The organism is Bradyrhizobium sp. ISRA436, assembly GCF_029910015.1.
Lineage (GTDB): Bacteria > Pseudomonadota > Alphaproteobacteria > Rhizobiales > Xanthobacteraceae > Bradyrhizobium.
Genome location: NZ_CP094519.1, coordinates 352120 through 367847, shown reverse-complemented (window position 1 = coordinate 367847; position 15728 = coordinate 352120). Strand labels below are relative to the sequence as shown.

The window sequence follows — 15728 nt, the reverse complement described above, 5'->3', positions numbered from 1 at the left end:
CCTCATCGGAAGTCGGGCCTTGACGTTGTTGAGCTTTTCCAAGTCAACTGAAAAGCGTAAGTATGGATAACACAACTTTAAGAGAACAGAATAAGATGAGGCCGATCTGGCCGGGAAGATCGTTCTACGCCGGGTCACGAAGCCATGCGCCGGCCCCGCGCTCGATCCGATCGATACAATTCGAGCTATTCGAAAAATCCGAAGGCAAGGCCGACCTGTCGGTAAGGTTACCTTTTGGCGTTAACAGGGTCTTGCCGGCGGAAGCCACTTTTGCGGCCGAATGTGCCGGAATAAGACGAAATTGCGCGAAATTGGCCGGCTGGGCCGCCTACGGCTCGGTAGGGTTAGGAATTAACGTTAAAACGGGTTCCAGATCGCTAAAATTGAGAGAAAAAATTTGGCGCGCCCCTCCGAAGGCCTGTTCCAACGATCTTGAGCGTTGCTCAACTTTGACGCCTGCTCCAGATTGTCCAGAAACCATGAGCCGGAGGCCCCAGAGAGTAATTTCACGAAATTGCATGTAACGGCATAACGTGTAACGGGTCACTTCTATAACATACCTATAATACTACCCTCTCTTCTATATGCGCGTGACCCATTACACCCATTATGCAGTTACAGCGGTGATTGTACTGGAGAATTTTGTAACGGGTACCAGTTACGCCCGTTACAGGCCTCCGCCAGCTTGAAAAGCGCGCTCGCGCATCAGTCATCCGGCGCGCCGCGGTCGCCCGCTCATCAGTCATTCCCCGTGATCACGCGCCGGCCGGCCTCTCCGGTTGATCAGCACGTGATCGGTGATCCTCCTCCTATGCGCCTTGCCGATCTCCCGGCCGGCCTCAGATCGGTGACGCGCTCCCCCATAGTGATCATCCACGTCGGTCTCGAACCGCGATCGACGAGCCCGTCACATGGTTTCGGCGGCATGACCGAGAAATGCACGTCCGCTCGATCCGTCGCCGCGGAAATCGCAGCAAACCCCTCAAATCATAGCGTAATTCGTCATATCGGCACCGTGTCTTGATGCCCGCTAATTGATAGTTGATCAAACTACACGCTCGGCGTTAGAATCCGCCTTGTCAGATCGAGGCGCGCATGGGCCGCCGGAGATCGCCGCAGGCAGGCCATGGGGCCGGGCCTCCACATTCAATCGACACCGACATAGAGGACCGCGCGCATCAGCGTGCGGTGATCGATTCATGGGCCGTCCCGGACCACGCACGCACATTCTGCTCGACGACGGCATCGTCGCGTATTCACCGAGGGCCGCTTGTAAGGCCTTCGTGCCACCGATGCCCGACTACCTCATCCGCGCTGCGCTCGCCGATGGCACGTTGCGCTCCGTCCTGATCGGCCGGCGCACCTACGTCACCCACGACCAACTGAAACAATGGGCCGCAGACAATGGCTAGACTTTCCCTTACCCGTCTCTTGATCGAGCGCGAAGTGCAGAAGATCGCGCCGCGCCTGCAATCGCATGTGCCGCTCGCAGCATTCGCCGACGACATCGAGCACGCTGTCGGCGACGCCGTCGCATCAGCCCGGACCGACGAAGATGCCGTTGCCCGGATCAAGGAAGCGATCGACGCCCGTTCGCACCTCATCAGAACCTCTACTGCGGTCGATCCCTCGCTCGCGCGTCAAGCGTTCGGCGAACGGCCGAGCCTCTACGCTCAGGGTCGGATCGTTCGCGAGTATGGCGAAGATGCCGCGAAGGAGATTGCGGCCGATTGGCAGACCCAGCTCGGCAGCTTGAACCCGGGCAAAGACCCGACTGCGAAGCCGCCGGCAGGAAACGTCAAGCGCGAGCGCGGCCGTCCGGCTGATATCCGCAACAATCCGTGGTCCAAGGAGTGGAAGGGCCAAGAGCGCGATCGGGCCGACGCGAAGGCTCACGCCTTGCGCGTGTATGGCATCAAGAAATGCGAGCAATTAAGCGCTGAGGCAGGCGTGCATCTTTTGTCAGGGAGGCCGCGATGATCGACAAGACTTCGCTGTTGCGCGGCGCGGAGAAGCATCTGCATCCCGCCGGCCTGCATCATGGAATGGTGCACGTCACCCACATCGGCGGCCGGCGTGTCGAAGTTCTCGGCATCAGCCGCACCGAGATGGGTCACGAATTCGGCAAGGTCGATGCGCTCCGAAACCACATTGACGGAGGCCAACCGATCGCCTCGACCAGCGTCATCAAGCGCGGCGTCGGACCCGCACCGATCAATCCGGGATGCCGCTCGCGCAATCACGAAAGGTCTTAGGCCATGGCAAAGAAGCAAGCGAAGATCACGAACGAATCCGGAAGTCTCCCGTCCGATTACTCGATCACGCGCGGATATCGCGCACCGGGCAGCACCGGACCTGCTATGCTGATGAGCGCGCCGTCATCGCCGAGCTTGTCCGCTGTTCGAACGGTCCCGGGCGATCCGGATTTCGAGCGCGACTATCTTCGCCGCTCCGGTTTCTTCAAGAGCCCGAAGCAAAAGCAAGTCGCCAGTCATCCGGGCACACCGAGCCGCGTCAATCGCGGTCGCGCTCGCCTCGCCTCGAAAGAGCTGTCGCCAGCGGCCGATGCGCTCGATCAATTCGCCTCCGTCGTGGGGCTGGACAGCGCGAGTTGACGACTATGCGCGCGACCCTAACACGCTGGCTACCGGAGAAGCGCTACGGCTTCGCCAAGGCCGCCGGCCTGACTCATGACTTGATGGTGCACGTCGCAGACATCGTATCTGGTGCGCCCTATGCCGGCGCGGTGATCGAGTGCGATATCGTCAAGGGCGATCGTCACGGACGGCCGCGCGCTGCAAATGTGCGGGTGCTCCAATGAAGGGCGTTGTCGTGCACATCGCGGACGATCACAAATTTGGCTTGATCGCCGATCTTGAAGCCGGTCCGAATGCGTCTTGGATTTTCTTCGACACGTATGATTGCCTCTGTGATCCGGACGACGTTCTGTCGTCGCTCGGCGCGGAGGTCTCATTCGAGATCAGAGCCGAGGCGACCAGAGGCAAGCATCGGCGCGCATGCAACATCCGCCGCTTTGAGCCCAAGCTGGAGCGCGGGACGATCGCGAACATCGTTGACCGCAACGGCAAGAGCTACGGATTTCTGAAGGACGATTGGGGTGTGAGCTATTACTTCACGCGCAAGCATTCCGCCCGCTTTGACGACCTTCGGGCAGGCACTCGCGTCCGCTTCGCCGAGATGAAGATCAAGGCGGACGGCGGCAAGTATCCCATCGCTTGCGCTATCGAACCCATGGAGTGAACATCATGTCTAAGAAAATCGACACCTACGCCGGCACGCCGGCCGACACCTACATCGAGAGCGAGTTGCCCGCGAACGATTCGTTTGGGCAAAATGGATATCGTGGTCCGTCCAGCGTTGTCCCGGGCGCGCAGGCACCGAAGCCAAACGACTTCGCTCCAAAAGAGAGCCCAGCGCACAAGGTGATCAAGGATGCCGGGATGGACTTCTCCCAGACCCGCAAGATCGATCCCCATCTCGCCGCGCCGATCGCGCACGGCATGCGCGACGTGAACAAGAACCCGGTGAATGTCCCGCCGAGCGGTCGCCCAGTAACGACGCAGGAAGCAAAGAGCGAGAAGCGGCCGGGCAAGACCTTCGCCGAGCGCAACGACAGCTTCGCAGGCCGTCACCACTAACGAGATTCGATCGCGCGTTTCATGCCCGCGCGATCGAACCGGCCGGCGTCATTCTCGCGTGTCCCCTTGTGTGACGCCGGCCAACAGATTCGTTTCCAGCAAGCGCTTGCTGGAGCGTTGAGGCCAGTGGCTAAGCGCTGGCAGCGGCTCAGCGTCGTGGACATGGTCCATGACGGTGCGCACCCAGACCCAGTCCGCGGCTGACGACGGTTTCTCCTTCCGTCGCGCCGCGGCCGGGCAACCACGGAAGAGGATTTTTCAAAATGACCTATCCAGTCATGACCAACCCGGACGGCACTCCGCGCCGCGACTTCGACGAAGCCGACTTCGCGCAGATGTCCGACGATGAGCGCGAGGCATTTGTCGTCTTCCTGCAAGAGCGTGTCGCAGAGGATGAGGCGGTTGCAGCGCTCGACGCCGCGACCAAGGACCTTCACGCCTCGGTTCGCGAACGCAATGCCGCAGAGCAGGCGCTCAACGAAGCATACCCTCCGCAGACCGCGCTTGAGGCGCGGCTCGCTGCAATCGCCGCGTATGATGCGGTCCGGCTCGGCAAGGAGCTGCCCAAGCCCAAGCCGCCGACCAAAAAGCAACTCGCCGCGAAGGAACGCGCCGAGCAGGCAGAGAGTGACTGGCGGAGGAAGCTCTCGACGAAGCAACGCGCGGAGGAAGCTCTCCGCGAAGTTCGCCGAAACCTCAAGGCTGCATTTCTCCGATGCGTCACGCCGGTCAGCGCGGATGAGGCTCGCAGAGAGCACTTGCGTCTCAGTTCCGAGCACAAGGCGGCCGGCAATGTCGTGAAACCAACGCCCGAGGCACCATTGTCGCCGATCGATCGCGCCTTGCGCGGCGCCGGGCGGCAAACCTCGATCGAGTACGGCACGAAGCGCCCGAGGTACGCGTGATGCAGACACTCACGCCGAATAGTCGGCGCGTCCGTAACGTTTGCGCGGCTCAGCGGAAAGCTGCCACGCTCGGCGTCGAGCTTCGACCGAGGGATCGTCGCTTTCCGTATCATGAGATGGAGCGCGACGGATATGGAGCTGCATCCCGCGGACGTGCGCTTGATCGCCTTGTCAGGGCCAAGCTGGGAATTCCGGATCATGACGCGTAAAAATCCCGAGACCCTGCTCACGTTGTGCCAGTCACTGAGCGAGAACCCGCGCATTGAGCTGGCGTGCACCCGGGCCGGCATCTCCCGCGCCACCTTCTATTCATGGCTATCGCAGTCGCAGGCCGGCGAGCCGGGCTTTGAGCTGGAGTGGTGCGGGCAAGTCGTGCCCCTGCATGTGGCCGTCGCGCTCTCGCGCCGCATGGTGATTATGGAGGCGGTCGCGCGCATGGAAGAAAGAGCCCTCAATGGCCATGAAGAAATCTCGATGTGGCATGGGGCTCCTGTCTATCAGATCGACGAGCGATATGAGCACTGTGATGACGAGACTCTAGCCATCCTTGGCGTCCCCGATCGCTACCTCCGTGATCCCGTGACCGGCGAAAAGGTGCCGTACAAAATCCACTACATGCCCCCGACGCAATTGGTTCTAGCTGTCGCGGGCGCACATTTCCCGAAGCTCTACGGCAACCATCAGAGCATCGAGGTCACCAACAAGTCCGGTGGAGTGCACGTTGTGAAGCATGAGCACAAACTGATCAAACCACCTGTGCCTGTTGTCGAGGCGTTGCCCGCACCTGTCGAAGATGCAGTTTTCGAGGAAGTTCCTGCCGAGCCTGTCACTATGCCCGAGCCGGCGATCGTTGAACGCGTCGGCATCAGCGATTTGGAGCGCGACCTTCTCGCCAAGTTGGCCGCGGGTCCGAAAAATCCGCGGCCTTCCGGACTGGTCAATACTTGTGGCGGAAGTTCGCCGCGCGCGGACGACCCGCAGGAAGGTGGCGCATGATCGACTGGGACGCACTCAACCAGCCTGTCGGGAATATCGACGATGCGCCGTCCGAGGAGCAGACCACCGGCCTCCCCGTTGAAAGGCCGTGGTCTCCAGCAGAGGCTGAGATCGCCGCCAAGCTTTTTCACAGCGATGATGCGTTCTGCCGATTGCCACCAGTGTTTACCCATGAGGGGGAAAACGGGGAAGAGATATTCGCCAACGCGGAGGAGTTTAAAGCACTCATGGGACTCGATCGCCTTCCCACCGAGGAAGAAGCGCTCGCCTTCAGCTCGCGTGTTCTGGCGCTCTGGACCAAGCTGCTCGATCAGCGCGCTGCGGAGCTGGACCGATGAAGGGCGACATTTCCATGTTGCGCCACTATCGCCTCGCCGAGCTTGCTGCGGCCGAGCCCGATCAACAGCGCCGGTTCAGACTGGCTTCGCTGGCGACGCGAGCGCGCTGGAATGCCTGTTTCCGGGGCGATCACCGGATCGAATGCCCGATCCCGACACCGGATGCAAAGCCTGACCCTCGATACGGACCGGATATGTGGCTGCTCTTCCTGCCGTAGGGCAGGATTCGTCGGCGCGCTTCGGCCGCACAGATACACCGGAGCGCCGGAAGGCCTCTCCAGCGACTCCGTAGGACTCTGGAGAGGCATTCGCGCAACGGATTGAACATGAACTTTCGGCGACCTTCTCCCGTAGAAGCTAGATCGGCTCCCGTAGAAAATGAACGGCAACGGTCGCGCTTGTCCCGCGATCACGAAGAGGCGAGCACAGAAAACATCTAAGGATTTGACTTCGTTTACTGCCCAGAAATCGAAAGGCCCACACGCGGCAGAACGTGCGGGCCTCTGATTCGAATTTTCGTCGCGACCCGGCAAGGTCCGACGATGTGATGCAACCAACCGTACTTGATCGCATGCGCAATCCTTATCCATCCCCCACTATCGCGTCAACGGCTTGTCCGGGAAATCTGCTTTCCTTCACGGCGTTCGCGCTTCATTGCCGCAGTGTCGCACACACACCGCGCGGTAAATTTCTCGCCCTCCTAAAAAGCTGGATCGATACCGAGATCGTGCCCGACTTCACGTCGTGGCGCGATTTTTTCCGCTGGCTAGATCGCCGCGGCGTCGATCGCGACACGATCCAAATCGCGCGCGGCCTCTGGACGGAGTACCAAAAACAGGAAGTCCCCCTTCCGCAGATACGAAGAGGGACATCATGAACCAGACAGTCTTGCGGCTCGGCGATCGACTTGACAACGTCGATCATGCGCTCGCGTCGGTATGGGCGAGCGACACCGGGCTATATCCCCCCGGCGTCACGAACGCAGAATACGATGGCCTCTTGCATAAGCGACACGAGGCGGCGTCGATCTATTCTCGCGCGCTTTGGCAGCGCGTCATCGCCGCTCGCGATAAATTTCGCAACCGTGTCCAACCTCCGCGGGCACGCGACGCCATCGCGCTGCGCGAGGAGATGTATGACGCAGAAATCCATCTGGACTTGCTCGAAAAGCTCGGCTTCGACTTCTCCACGGAGCGGGAACGGATCGACGCACACGCCAGAGCATGGCTTGCGCGCGAACGGTATGAGATTGCCGAAGAGAAATTCCAAGATCACCAGCGGCAGGCTCGCGCCGATCGACGCGCGGGCATTGTTCGCACCTAAGCCATACGAGGCCCCACAATGGCAAAGCGTAGCAAGCAGGAATTGGTGCCGGTCATCCTTGATGCGCCGTTGCCCGTCGATTTTGTTGATCTGGCTGGCAAGGGGCCTACGGCCGTAGCGAAGGATACATTCATCAATGCGCGAATTGCTCTAAACCGGCTCGATCTCGATTGTCGTTATGATCTGTTTCGCGAGCAGTATCTGATCAACGGTTATAAGCTCTCGTTGTCATCCGAGAAGGCTGGCGAATTGTCCGATGTCGCATGCCGGAAGCTTCGCATCATTATCCGGCAGAATTTCTTTTTCGAACCCGGTGAATCGAACATGGTGAACGCTGCAAAGGCCGCTTGCGAGGCCCGCGCATTTCACCCGGTCAAAGACTATCTCGATCCGCTGAAGTGGGACGGCGTTCCGCGCATCGATTCCTTTTTGTCCGACTACATGAGCGCCGAGGACAACGAGTACACGCGCGCGGTTGCGCGCATCACCTTCATTGCGTCCGTTCGGCGCATCTATCGTCCCGGCACGAAGTTTGACTATCTGCCGATCCTGCAAGGCGCCGAGGGCCTGAACAAGTCTACTGCCCTGAAGGTGCTCTATGGTGATGAGTTCTTCACCGACACGTCGTTTCTCGGTGCGGACTCGAAACACACTGACGAGATCGGTCGTGGAATGTGGTGTGTCGAATGTGCCGAGATCGCGGGCCTGAGGAAGGGCGAAATGGAGCTGATAAAGGCCCAATTGTCCCGGACCAAAGAGCGCATCCGCCGGCCATATGATCGGCTGGCAATGGACGTTCCGCGCACCTTCATCGCGTGGGGCACCACAAACGAGGTGCAATTTCTGAAGCCTTCCTCTGGCGTGAACCGGCGTTTCCTGCCGGTCACCGTTGGGCGTATCGATATCGACAGAATTCTCGCCGATCGCGATCAGCTATGGGCGGAGGCGAAGTTCTACGCGGACAGTGGCGAGAGCTGCATGCTGCCCGAACATCTCTGGCAGAACGCATTCAACGAGCGGCAGGCCTTCACTCAATCCGACCCTTGGGAGGAAGATTTGCGTGATATCTCGGTCTCCGCTGCTCGGGATCAGTTCGAAGACTACAGCGACCAAGCGATCTATCAGCGCATCGAATTGTCTAGTGGCGAGGCGGAAGAGCGCATAGCGTCCGCCTATGTGATGGATCAACTGAACATCCCAACGGAGCGGCGCACGTCAGAACTCGCGAAGCGCGCCGCGAACGTGATGCGAGATTTGGGCTGGAAGGGTCCGCAATCAGTACGCATCAACGGGAGCACCCTCAGAGGATTCGTTCGCAAAGAGCCCCAGCCTTGGGATTGAGGCGCGACTATAAGGCGCGCGGCTAGGACAAGAGATCGCGCACGCTGCGACGATGACGCGAGCGCACATGATAAGCCGTTGCGAAGGCGAGGACAGCAACAGCGACCCGGCCCATGGCGTGATTGAAGCGCGCGAGCCATCGCCAGAATGGGCGCTTGCGCCAGTCCGGTTTGCCGAAGACTTTTTCCCGTAGCGGATGTGTCATGGATCACTCTAAACAGCGCCGATTTTCAACACGCCAAAAGCGTGTTGAAAATTACACGGTCCTCACCTTGCTCATCGCGTAGTCGCTCCACGCCTGAAGCATCGGCCGCAACGCCTTCAACTGGTCGGCTCTGTCATAGCGTTCGTATGCCGCCTCGGTCGCGGTGCGCCCGGCCGCGTGCGCCTTGGCAAGCTCGCGAAGGTCCTTCGGATAGCCAGCCGCCTTGGCCCATGAGGTAAAGCTAGTCCTGAACCCGTGCACGGTGAGGCCGCTGCGAAGCGCGCCGAGCACATCATTCAAGGCCGACTTGTGCATCTCGCCGAAGATCAGGCCAGATGGCTTGCGCTTGCCGAGCAGTGCAAACGCGGCCGGCGACAGCGGAACGGCGTGCTCTTCGCCTTCCTTCATTGATCGCTCTTCACGACCGCCGGGGATGATCCAATCCTTACCGACGATCTCTTGCCAGTCGGCTAGACGTGCTTCCGCATTCCGCGCCACGGTCAAGATCGTGAAGGCTAGCGCACGCGCGGCGGGTGAGCCATCGGCGACAAGCTCAGCCATCAGATTGGGCACGTCGTCGCGGTGCATCGCAGGCCGCGGCGTGCTCTTCGGCGCGCTCTGCATCAGTTGCCCGATGATCTCAATGCGCGCCGGATTGGGTCCATCGGACCGAGCCCCTTTCGCCACCGCGTGGTCAATCACGCGTTCGATGCGACCGCGCATCTTCTCGGCGTTCGCCAGCGCATCGCCCCATCGCGTGGTCAGCTCGCTCGCGACCGCTGTATGGTCGATCTCATCGGCCCATTTCTTGGCGAGCGCGCCGGTTTTCAAACGGCGGTAGTTCTCGGGCTCGCGGCTTTTCGTCTTCCACTCCGACGCCTTCAACGTGATGAAGCTATCGACAACATCGGCGAAGCGCATGCGCTTCGGCGCGTCGCTCTTCGGCTCGGTCGCTGGCGCGGCCGAGTTGAGCACGGCGAGGCCGCGACGCGGGATGCGCTCTTCGTACCGCTTCGCCGCGAAGGCGTTGCGCGCATTGCGCGCAGCGCTGAGGCTCATCCCGTGGTGATAGCTGCCAAGGCTTGTTGAGCGGAAGCTGATGCCGTCCCGAAATTTGTAAATCCAGAGCGCGGAACCGCCCCGGATTTTTAACGAGAGGCTGGCACCATCGCTTAGCGTCTGATCGGTCCCGCTGGCGATGGCTTTCGTGATGTCGGCCGGGCTGAGGTTGCCCATGGGCAAAGGCTCCGTTTGTACCCACCTTTGTACCCACAATATGCCTTCCGGCCTGATCCAACAAGAGCCGGCATGAGAAATCAGACCCGATCTAACACCTTGGTAAATTAGCCGAAATGATCCGGCATGATCCAGCGTGAGAAAGTCTTAAAATTTCTAGGCGAGAAACCCCATCAAGACAACGTTTGCGTAGCGTTTGAGCGTTGATGCGTCTGTTTCGGGCCGATCCGGCCGCCCGCCATCATACGGGAATTCCATCAGCACTGAGGAGTCTCGTCGACGAGGTCTACGCCGCGCTGTCGCAGCTGTTCGCCTACGTTGCGGCACTGGCGCTGCTCGGTGGTCTCAGCGTCTATCTATGGCAACGTCTGCCGGACGCAACGGCGATGGAGCCGGCGGCCGCGGGCTGGGGCCTAGCCGACCATTCGGCCCCGGCCTTTGCCATGAGCCGGCTCGATCCACGTGACAAAACAGAGGCTTACGAAATCTTCCGGCACCCGCAGGGCGGCCGCAAGGACGTTTTCCGCTGGAATGATGCTGCGCTTAAGCCGATCGCCGAGTTGTTCGCGCATGCCGAGCTGAGGCGGACCACCGACCGCGTTACCTCCGGCCCGCCGGCCCTGTCGCCCGACTGGGTCATGGGCAGCGAAAACCCGAGGTTGCGCGGCGCGCTTTGATGGCGGCACCGTGGCAAGACACTGGTTTTGATGCAACTTTTGCTCCGCGGTCGGCATTATGTCCGCTGGTGTGGCGCAATTGACCTAGTGACGGCCCAGCCACCGCGGCTACAATGTGTTCCAATCGATTTGGCGACGCGCCAGCCCCTCTCGGGCCGTAATGACGAGGATGCGATGACCGTGAAATTCCCTGCCGCGAACAAGCTCGTGGTGTTGCTTGCTGCGGCTGCCGTCACCGCAACCGCGTTCAGCGTGACCCCGGCCGACGCTCAGGCCCCGACCAAGCGCCAGCAGCAGCGCTACGACCGCGACGGTCGCCACTATTACGGCCCGCAAGGTCCGAACCGAGTCTACCAGCAGGGCCCCCGCACCCGCGTTTACGTGACCACCCGCTCGTGGCTCGACGCCGGCACCGAGGTGCTGCCGGGCGATCGCAAGTTCAGCGACTACGCCTTCCCGCCGGATGTCGGCTATCCGTCGTTTGGGCGCGAGAACAACAACCGTCCGATCGATCGCCAGCCGCTCAGCCCGCCGGCCGATCTCGGCGGCTATCCGCGGAACTTCCCGCTGTACTGAGATTTTCGGCGATCAGCCGACACGAAAATGGCCGGGCTCGCCCCGGCCATTTTGTTTTGGCTTTGTCAATCCGGGCGATGCGAAAGCATCGAACCCGGAATAACGGCACTGCCGTTACGCGTGCAGCTTCTGCAATTCCTTCAGGATCGCCTCACCCATCTGCGCCGTGCTGGCCGATGTGGTGCCTTCCGACTTGATGTCGGCGGTGCGCAATCCGCTGGCCAAGACGGCGGCGATCGCGGCATCGACCTTGTCGGCGAGATCGCCCATGTCGAAGGAATAGCGCAGCGCCATGCCGAACGATGAGATCATCGCGATCGGATTGGCGAGGCCCCTGCCTGCGATGTCAGGCGCCGAGCCATGCACCGGCTCGAACAGCGAGCGGCGCTTCCTGGTCTTGGTGTCGATCTCGCCGAGCGAGGCCGAGGGCAGCATGCCGAGCGAGCCGGTCAGCATCGCCGCGATGTCGGACAGCATGTCGCCGAACAAATTGTCCGTGACGATGACGTCGAACTGCTTCGGCGCCTTCACCAGGTTCATGCCGCCGGAATCGGCGAGTTGATGCTCCAGCGTGACGTCCTTGTACTCGCGCGCATGCACCTGGGTTATGACCTCGTTCCAGAGCACGCCCGACTTCATGACGTTGCGCTTTTCCATCGACGTCACCTTGTTGCGGCGCTTGCGCGCAAGGTCGAAGGCGACGCGGCCGATTCGCTCGATCTCGTAGGTGTCGTAGACCTGGGTGTCGATCGCGCGCTTCTGGCCGTTGCCGAGATCGGTGATGGTCTTCGGCTCGCCGAAATAGACGCCGCCGGTGAGCTCGCGCACGATCATGATGTCGAGGCCCTCGACGACCTCGCGCTTCAGGCTGGAGGCCTCCGCCAGCGCCGGGTAGCACACCGCCGGGCGCAGATTGGCGAACAGGCCGAGGTCCTTGCGCAGCCGCAGCAGGCCGGCCTCCGGGCGCACCTCATAGGGCACGCTGTCCCACTTGGGACCGCCGACCGCGCCGAAGATCACGGCATCGGCCGCGAGCGCCTTGGCCATGTCGCCCTCGGAGATCGACACCTTGTGGGCGTCGTAGGCCGAACCGCCGACCAGCCCCTGCTCGGTTTCGAATTTCGCGATTCCCTGCGCGTTCAGCCAGTCGATCAGGCGCTGCACCTCGGCCATCACTTCGGGGCCGATGCCGTCGCCGGGGAGAAGCAGCAGTTTATGGGTCGCCATGGTGTTACCTCGAGCTAACTGTTTGTTGTCATTGCCGGGCAAAAGCGCGAAGCGCGTCCTCGCACAGATGACCCGGCAATCCATCTCGCTTCGATGAAGCCTTGAAGATGGAGGCCCGGGTCAAGCCCGGGCATGACGAGCGAAGAAAATCCGGCGCGAGTGCTAAAACGCCCAGGGCGGATTGGCAAGGCGCCTCGGACAGGGCCAGAATGGCCCCACATGGCCAACCGCGCCGCGCCAAGAAGCCAACAAGACGGACCTCATGACCGCCGCCATCCTCTACGCCTTTGCCTCGGCCCTTTTCCTCGGCGCCGGGGTCGTGCTGGCGCAACTCGGCCTCCGCACCGTCGAGCCGCTATCGGGCGCCGCCATCAGCGTGCCCTCCTTCACCCTGCTGTTCGTGCTGCTGTCCCCGCTGATCCTGCACGGCGAGCCGGTGGTCTGGCAGGGCTTGCCGATCTTCATGGCGATCGGCCTGTTCTTTCCGGCGTCGCTGACGTTCCTGACCTTCGCGTCGAACCGGGCGCTCGGGCCGGTCATCACCTCGACGCTGGGCAATCTCGCGCCGCTGTTCGCGGTCACCGCCGCCGTGGTCCTGCTGCACGAGCCCCTGGAACTGCAGCAGCTCATCGGTCTCGTCGTCGCGGTCGCGGGTGCCGCGATCATCACCGTGACCCGGCCGCGCGACCTCGGCCATTGGCGGAGCTGGGCGCTGCTGCTGCCGCTCACCAGCGCGCTGGTGCGCGGAATCGTGCCGCCGATCGCCAAGCTCGGTCTGGCGGTCTGGCCAAGCCCGCTCTGGGCGTGCCTGGTCGGCTACATCATGTCCTCGCTGGTGGTGCTGATGGTGCAGCGGATCCGCAAGGGCAGCTTCATGGTGCAGGCCCCGCGCGAGGGCCGGTTCTGGTTCGCGATGACCGGGATCAGCAACGGGCTCAGCGCGCTCAGCCTGTTCGCGGCGGTCCGCAACGGCCCGATCACGCTGGTGGCGCCGCTCGCCGCGATCTATCCGCTGGTCACCGTGGCGCTGAGCGCGATGGCGTTGAAGCACATCGAGATCACGATGCGGATCGTCGCCGGAACCGCGTTGACCGTGATCGGCGTGGCCCTGGTGCTGATCGCCTGATTGTCCGTTCTGCAACACACCGTTGCGGCGCGAGGCGCTGGGCAGGACCGGCGCGGCCTGTCACAATGCCGGCATTGCCGGAGTGATTTGTGAGAGCCCCCACCCCATCCTACGCGCGTCCCGCGCGGCTGATCCTTATTCTGTCGCTGGCACCGACCATAGGCCTCGGCATCGGCCGCTTTGCCTATTCGCTGGTGCTGCCCGACATGCGCGACTCGCTGGCCTGGTCCTATTCGGCCGCCGGCTTCATGAACACGATCAACGCCGCCGGCTATCTGGTCGGCGCACTGTTCGCCTCGCGCCTGATCCAGCGCTTCGGGCTGGCGACATCGGTGCGCTGGTCGACGCTCGCCTGCGTGCTGTCGCTGGCGCTCTCGGCCATCTCGGGCAATTTCGTCGTGTTGAGTTTCGCCCGCCTCCTGCTCGGCCTCGCCGCCGCGGTCGGCTTTGTCGGCGGCGGCACGCTTGCGGCGACCATCGCACAATCGCGGCCGCACCGCGCGAATTTCCTGATCAGCCTGTTCTACGCCGGACCGGGCATCGGCATCCTGTCGTCCGGCCTGATCGCCCCTTTCGTGCTGCAGGGCTTCGGCGCGGGCTCCTGGTGGATCGTATGGTGGGCGATGACGCTGCTCGGGGTCGCCATGATCCTGCCGCTGTGGTTCGCGCCGTTTCACGCCGACACCATCGCCGGCCGCATCGTGCGAACGAAGTTCGCGATCTCACCGGTCCTGATCTATCTTACCAGCTATTTCCTGTTCGGCGCCGGCTACATCGCCTACATGACCTTCATGATCGCCTACGTCCGCGACGGCGGCGGCGGCGCTGTGGCGCAGAGCGCGTTCTGGAGCCTGATCGGCGTCAGCGCCTTCGTGACGCCCTGGGTCTGGCGGCGCGTGCTGGCGCTCGACCGCGGCGGGCTCGCGACCACGATCATCCTCGGCGTCAACGCGCTCGGCGCCAGCCTGCCGATCTTCGGGCATTCACCGCTGCTGCTCGCAATCTCGGCGCTGGTGTTCGGCGTCGCCTTCTTTGCCGTGGTCAGCTCGACCACCGCCTTCGTCCGCCTCAATTACCCGCCGGAAGCATGGCCCACGGCAATCGCCGCAATGACCATCGCCTTCGGGATCGGCCAGACACTCGGCCCGATCGTGGTCGGCGCCATCACCGACGCGGTCGGCAGCCTGTCATTTGCGCTGAACGTCTCGGCGGCGATGCTGGCGCTGGGAGCGGTGCTGTCGGCCTTTCAGAGAAAGGTCGGGCCGAAATCAGCGAATAGCGAGTAGCGAACAGAAACGCGTCTCGTCACTCCCCATTCGCTATTCGCCGCCTCAATTCCCGCTGAACGAATTGTATCCCTGGTCTTCCCAGTAGCCGCCCTTGTAGTCGTTGGTGACTTCCATCGAGACGACGTATTTCGGATTCTTGAAGCCGAGCTTGGTCGGCACCCGGATCTTCATCGGATAGCCATAGGCGCGCGGCAGGATCTGGTCGGCGAACTTGAACGTCATCTGCGTCTGCGGATGCAGCGCGCTGCGCATGTCGAGCGGCGAATTGTAGCCGTCCTTGTCGGCACACTGGAACCAGACATATTTTGCGCGCATGTCGGCGCCGACCAGCTTGAGGAAATCGCGCAACGGCGTGCCGGTCCAGCTGCCGATCGCGCTCCAGCCCTCGACGCAGATGAGCCGGGTAACCTGCTTGACCTGCGGCAGCTTGTAGAGCTCGTCCAGCGTCCAGGACTTCTTGTTCTCGACTAGCCCGCGCACCTCCAGCTTCCAGTCCGGGCCCGCGATGTCAGGCGCATCGTCGAGATCGTAATAGGCATTGAACGGGAAGGGCTTGGTGATCATGCTCTCCGGGAAGGTCGGCGCCAGCGCATCCGGATTGAACATCCAGGCCTGCACGGCGTCGTTGAACTTCGACACCTTCTTCAGCAGTTCCTCCGCCGAGGACGAATCGACAACATCGCAGCCGGTCAGCAGCGTCAGCGCGCCGAGGCTCGCGCCGGTCGTGATGAAGCGGCGCCGCGTCGGACCGGGCATGGTTTTCACGGCGTCGCCGACGAGCAGTTTCTCGTCGACGCCGGGGATCAGAAGCTTGCGCATGCGACCCATAA

Annotated in this window: 21 protein-coding genes; 18 read left to right on the top strand and 3 right to left on the bottom strand. The window is 62.1% G+C overall.

From position 1 onward, the window contains the following. The first annotated feature begins 1199 nt into the window (after positions 1-1199). From MTX23_RS01750 to MTX23_RS01685, 14 genes are all read left to right on the top strand, one after another. Positions 1200-1412: a hypothetical protein gene (locus MTX23_RS01750; RefSeq protein ID WP_280974933.1), complete on the top strand. Its 213-nt coding sequence runs from the start codon at positions 1200-1202 to the stop codon at positions 1410-1412. Then, positions 1405-1980: a hypothetical protein gene (locus MTX23_RS01745; RefSeq protein ID WP_280974932.1), complete on the top strand. Its 576-nt coding sequence runs from the start codon at positions 1405-1407 to the stop codon at positions 1978-1980. The genes MTX23_RS01750 and MTX23_RS01745 overlap by 8 nt, the downstream gene beginning before the upstream one ends. Further along, positions 1977-2255 (top strand): hypothetical protein, encoded by a 279-nt coding sequence (locus tag MTX23_RS01740; RefSeq protein WP_280974931.1) that lies wholly within the window; start codon positions 1977-1979, stop codon positions 2253-2255. The genes MTX23_RS01745 and MTX23_RS01740 overlap by 4 nt, the downstream gene beginning before the upstream one ends. 105 nt (positions 2256-2360) lie before the next feature. After that, entirely contained in the window at positions 2361-2615 is a 255-nt protein-coding gene (locus MTX23_RS01735; protein ID WP_280974930.1) for a hypothetical protein, read from the top strand. Positions 2616-2620: 5 nt separating this feature from the next. Further along, the gene (locus MTX23_RS01730) at positions 2621-2821 is read left to right on the top strand and encodes a hypothetical protein (RefSeq protein ID WP_280974929.1); all 201 of its coding nucleotides are present in this window, start codon (positions 2621-2623) and stop codon (positions 2819-2821) included. A 41-nt stretch (positions 2822-2862) separates the two neighbouring features. Beyond that, entirely contained in the window at positions 2863-3261 is a 399-nt protein-coding gene (locus MTX23_RS01725) for a hypothetical protein (protein WP_280974928.1), read from the top strand. A 5-nt stretch (positions 3262-3266) separates the two neighbouring features. Beyond that, positions 3267-3659 carry a hypothetical protein gene (locus MTX23_RS01720; protein WP_280974927.1) on the top strand — a complete coding sequence of 131 codons (393 nt, stop codon included), beginning with the start codon at positions 3267-3269 and terminating at the stop codon, positions 3657-3659. A gap of 263 nt (positions 3660-3922) precedes the next feature. After that, positions 3923-4564 (top strand): hypothetical protein, encoded by a 642-nt coding sequence (locus MTX23_RS01715; RefSeq protein WP_280974926.1) that lies wholly within the window; start codon positions 3923-3925, stop codon positions 4562-4564. Between the two features lie 132 nt (positions 4565-4696). Then, a complete protein-coding gene (locus MTX23_RS01710) occupies positions 4697-5560 on the top strand; it encodes a hypothetical protein (RefSeq protein ID WP_280974925.1) in 864 nt (287 codons plus the stop codon). Next, positions 5557-5898: a hypothetical protein gene (locus MTX23_RS01705; protein ID WP_280974924.1), complete on the top strand. Its 342-nt coding sequence runs from the start codon at positions 5557-5559 to the stop codon at positions 5896-5898. Before MTX23_RS01710 ends, MTX23_RS01705 begins: the two co-directional genes overlap by 4 nt. Further along, positions 5895-6116, top strand: a complete 222-nt coding sequence (locus MTX23_RS01700; RefSeq protein WP_280974923.1) for a hypothetical protein — start codon at positions 5895-5897, stop codon at positions 6114-6116. The genes MTX23_RS01705 and MTX23_RS01700 overlap by 4 nt, the downstream gene beginning before the upstream one ends. A gap of 329 nt (positions 6117-6445) precedes the next feature. Further along, entirely contained in the window at positions 6446-6775 is a 330-nt protein-coding gene (locus MTX23_RS01695; protein ID WP_280974922.1) for a hypothetical protein, read from the top strand. Continuing rightward, positions 6772-7221, top strand: a complete 450-nt coding sequence (locus tag MTX23_RS01690; RefSeq protein WP_280974921.1) for a hypothetical protein — start codon at positions 6772-6774, stop codon at positions 7219-7221. The genes MTX23_RS01695 and MTX23_RS01690 overlap by 4 nt, the downstream gene beginning before the upstream one ends. An 18-nt stretch (positions 7222-7239) precedes the next feature. Next, positions 7240-8562: a virulence-associated E family protein gene (locus tag MTX23_RS01685; RefSeq protein ID WP_280974920.1), complete on the top strand. Its 1323-nt coding sequence runs from the start codon at positions 7240-7242 to the stop codon at positions 8560-8562. 256 nt (positions 8563-8818) lie between these two features. Here MTX23_RS01685 and MTX23_RS01680 read toward each other — a convergent pair whose 3' ends face one another. Next, complete coding sequence (locus MTX23_RS01680; protein ID WP_280974919.1) at positions 8819-10003, bottom strand: integrase arm-type DNA-binding domain-containing protein; 1185 nt, start codon at positions 10001-10003, stop codon at positions 8819-8821. Between the two features lie 206 nt (positions 10004-10209). On the opposite strand from MTX23_RS01680, the gene MTX23_RS01675 reads away from it, so the two are divergent. Together MTX23_RS01675 and MTX23_RS01670 are read left to right on the top strand one after the other, a co-directional pair. Beyond that, entirely contained in the window at positions 10210-10680 is a 471-nt protein-coding gene (locus MTX23_RS01675) for a hypothetical protein (protein WP_280974918.1), read from the top strand. Positions 10681-10854: 174 nt separating this feature from the next. Beyond that, entirely contained in the window at positions 10855-11256 is a 402-nt protein-coding gene (locus MTX23_RS01670; RefSeq protein WP_280974917.1) for a hypothetical protein, read from the top strand. A 114-nt stretch (positions 11257-11370) separates the two neighbouring features. Here MTX23_RS01670 and leuB read toward each other — a convergent pair whose 3' ends face one another. Then, positions 11371-12483 carry a 3-isopropylmalate dehydrogenase gene (gene leuB / locus MTX23_RS01665; RefSeq protein ID WP_280974916.1) on the bottom strand — a complete coding sequence of 371 codons (1113 nt, stop codon included), beginning with the start codon at positions 12481-12483 and terminating at the stop codon, positions 11371-11373. A 262-nt stretch (positions 12484-12745) separates the two neighbouring features. Here leuB and MTX23_RS01660 point away from each other — a divergent pair, with 262 nt between their 5' ends. After that, the gene (locus MTX23_RS01660) at positions 12746-13609 is read left to right on the top strand and encodes an EamA family transporter (RefSeq protein ID WP_280974914.1); all 864 of its coding nucleotides are present in this window, start codon (positions 12746-12748) and stop codon (positions 13607-13609) included. A gap of 89 nt (positions 13610-13698) precedes the next feature. Next, positions 13699-14895: a YbfB/YjiJ family MFS transporter gene (locus MTX23_RS01655; protein WP_280974913.1), complete on the top strand. Its 1197-nt coding sequence runs from the start codon at positions 13699-13701 to the stop codon at positions 14893-14895. A gap of 45 nt (positions 14896-14940) precedes the next feature. Here the strand turns inward: MTX23_RS01655 and MTX23_RS01650 are convergent, their stop codons facing one another. Beyond that, positions 14941-15726 (bottom strand): molybdopterin-binding protein, encoded by a 786-nt coding sequence (locus tag MTX23_RS01650; RefSeq protein WP_280974912.1) that lies wholly within the window; start codon positions 15724-15726, stop codon positions 14941-14943. Between the last annotated feature and the right edge of the window lie 2 nt (positions 15727-15728).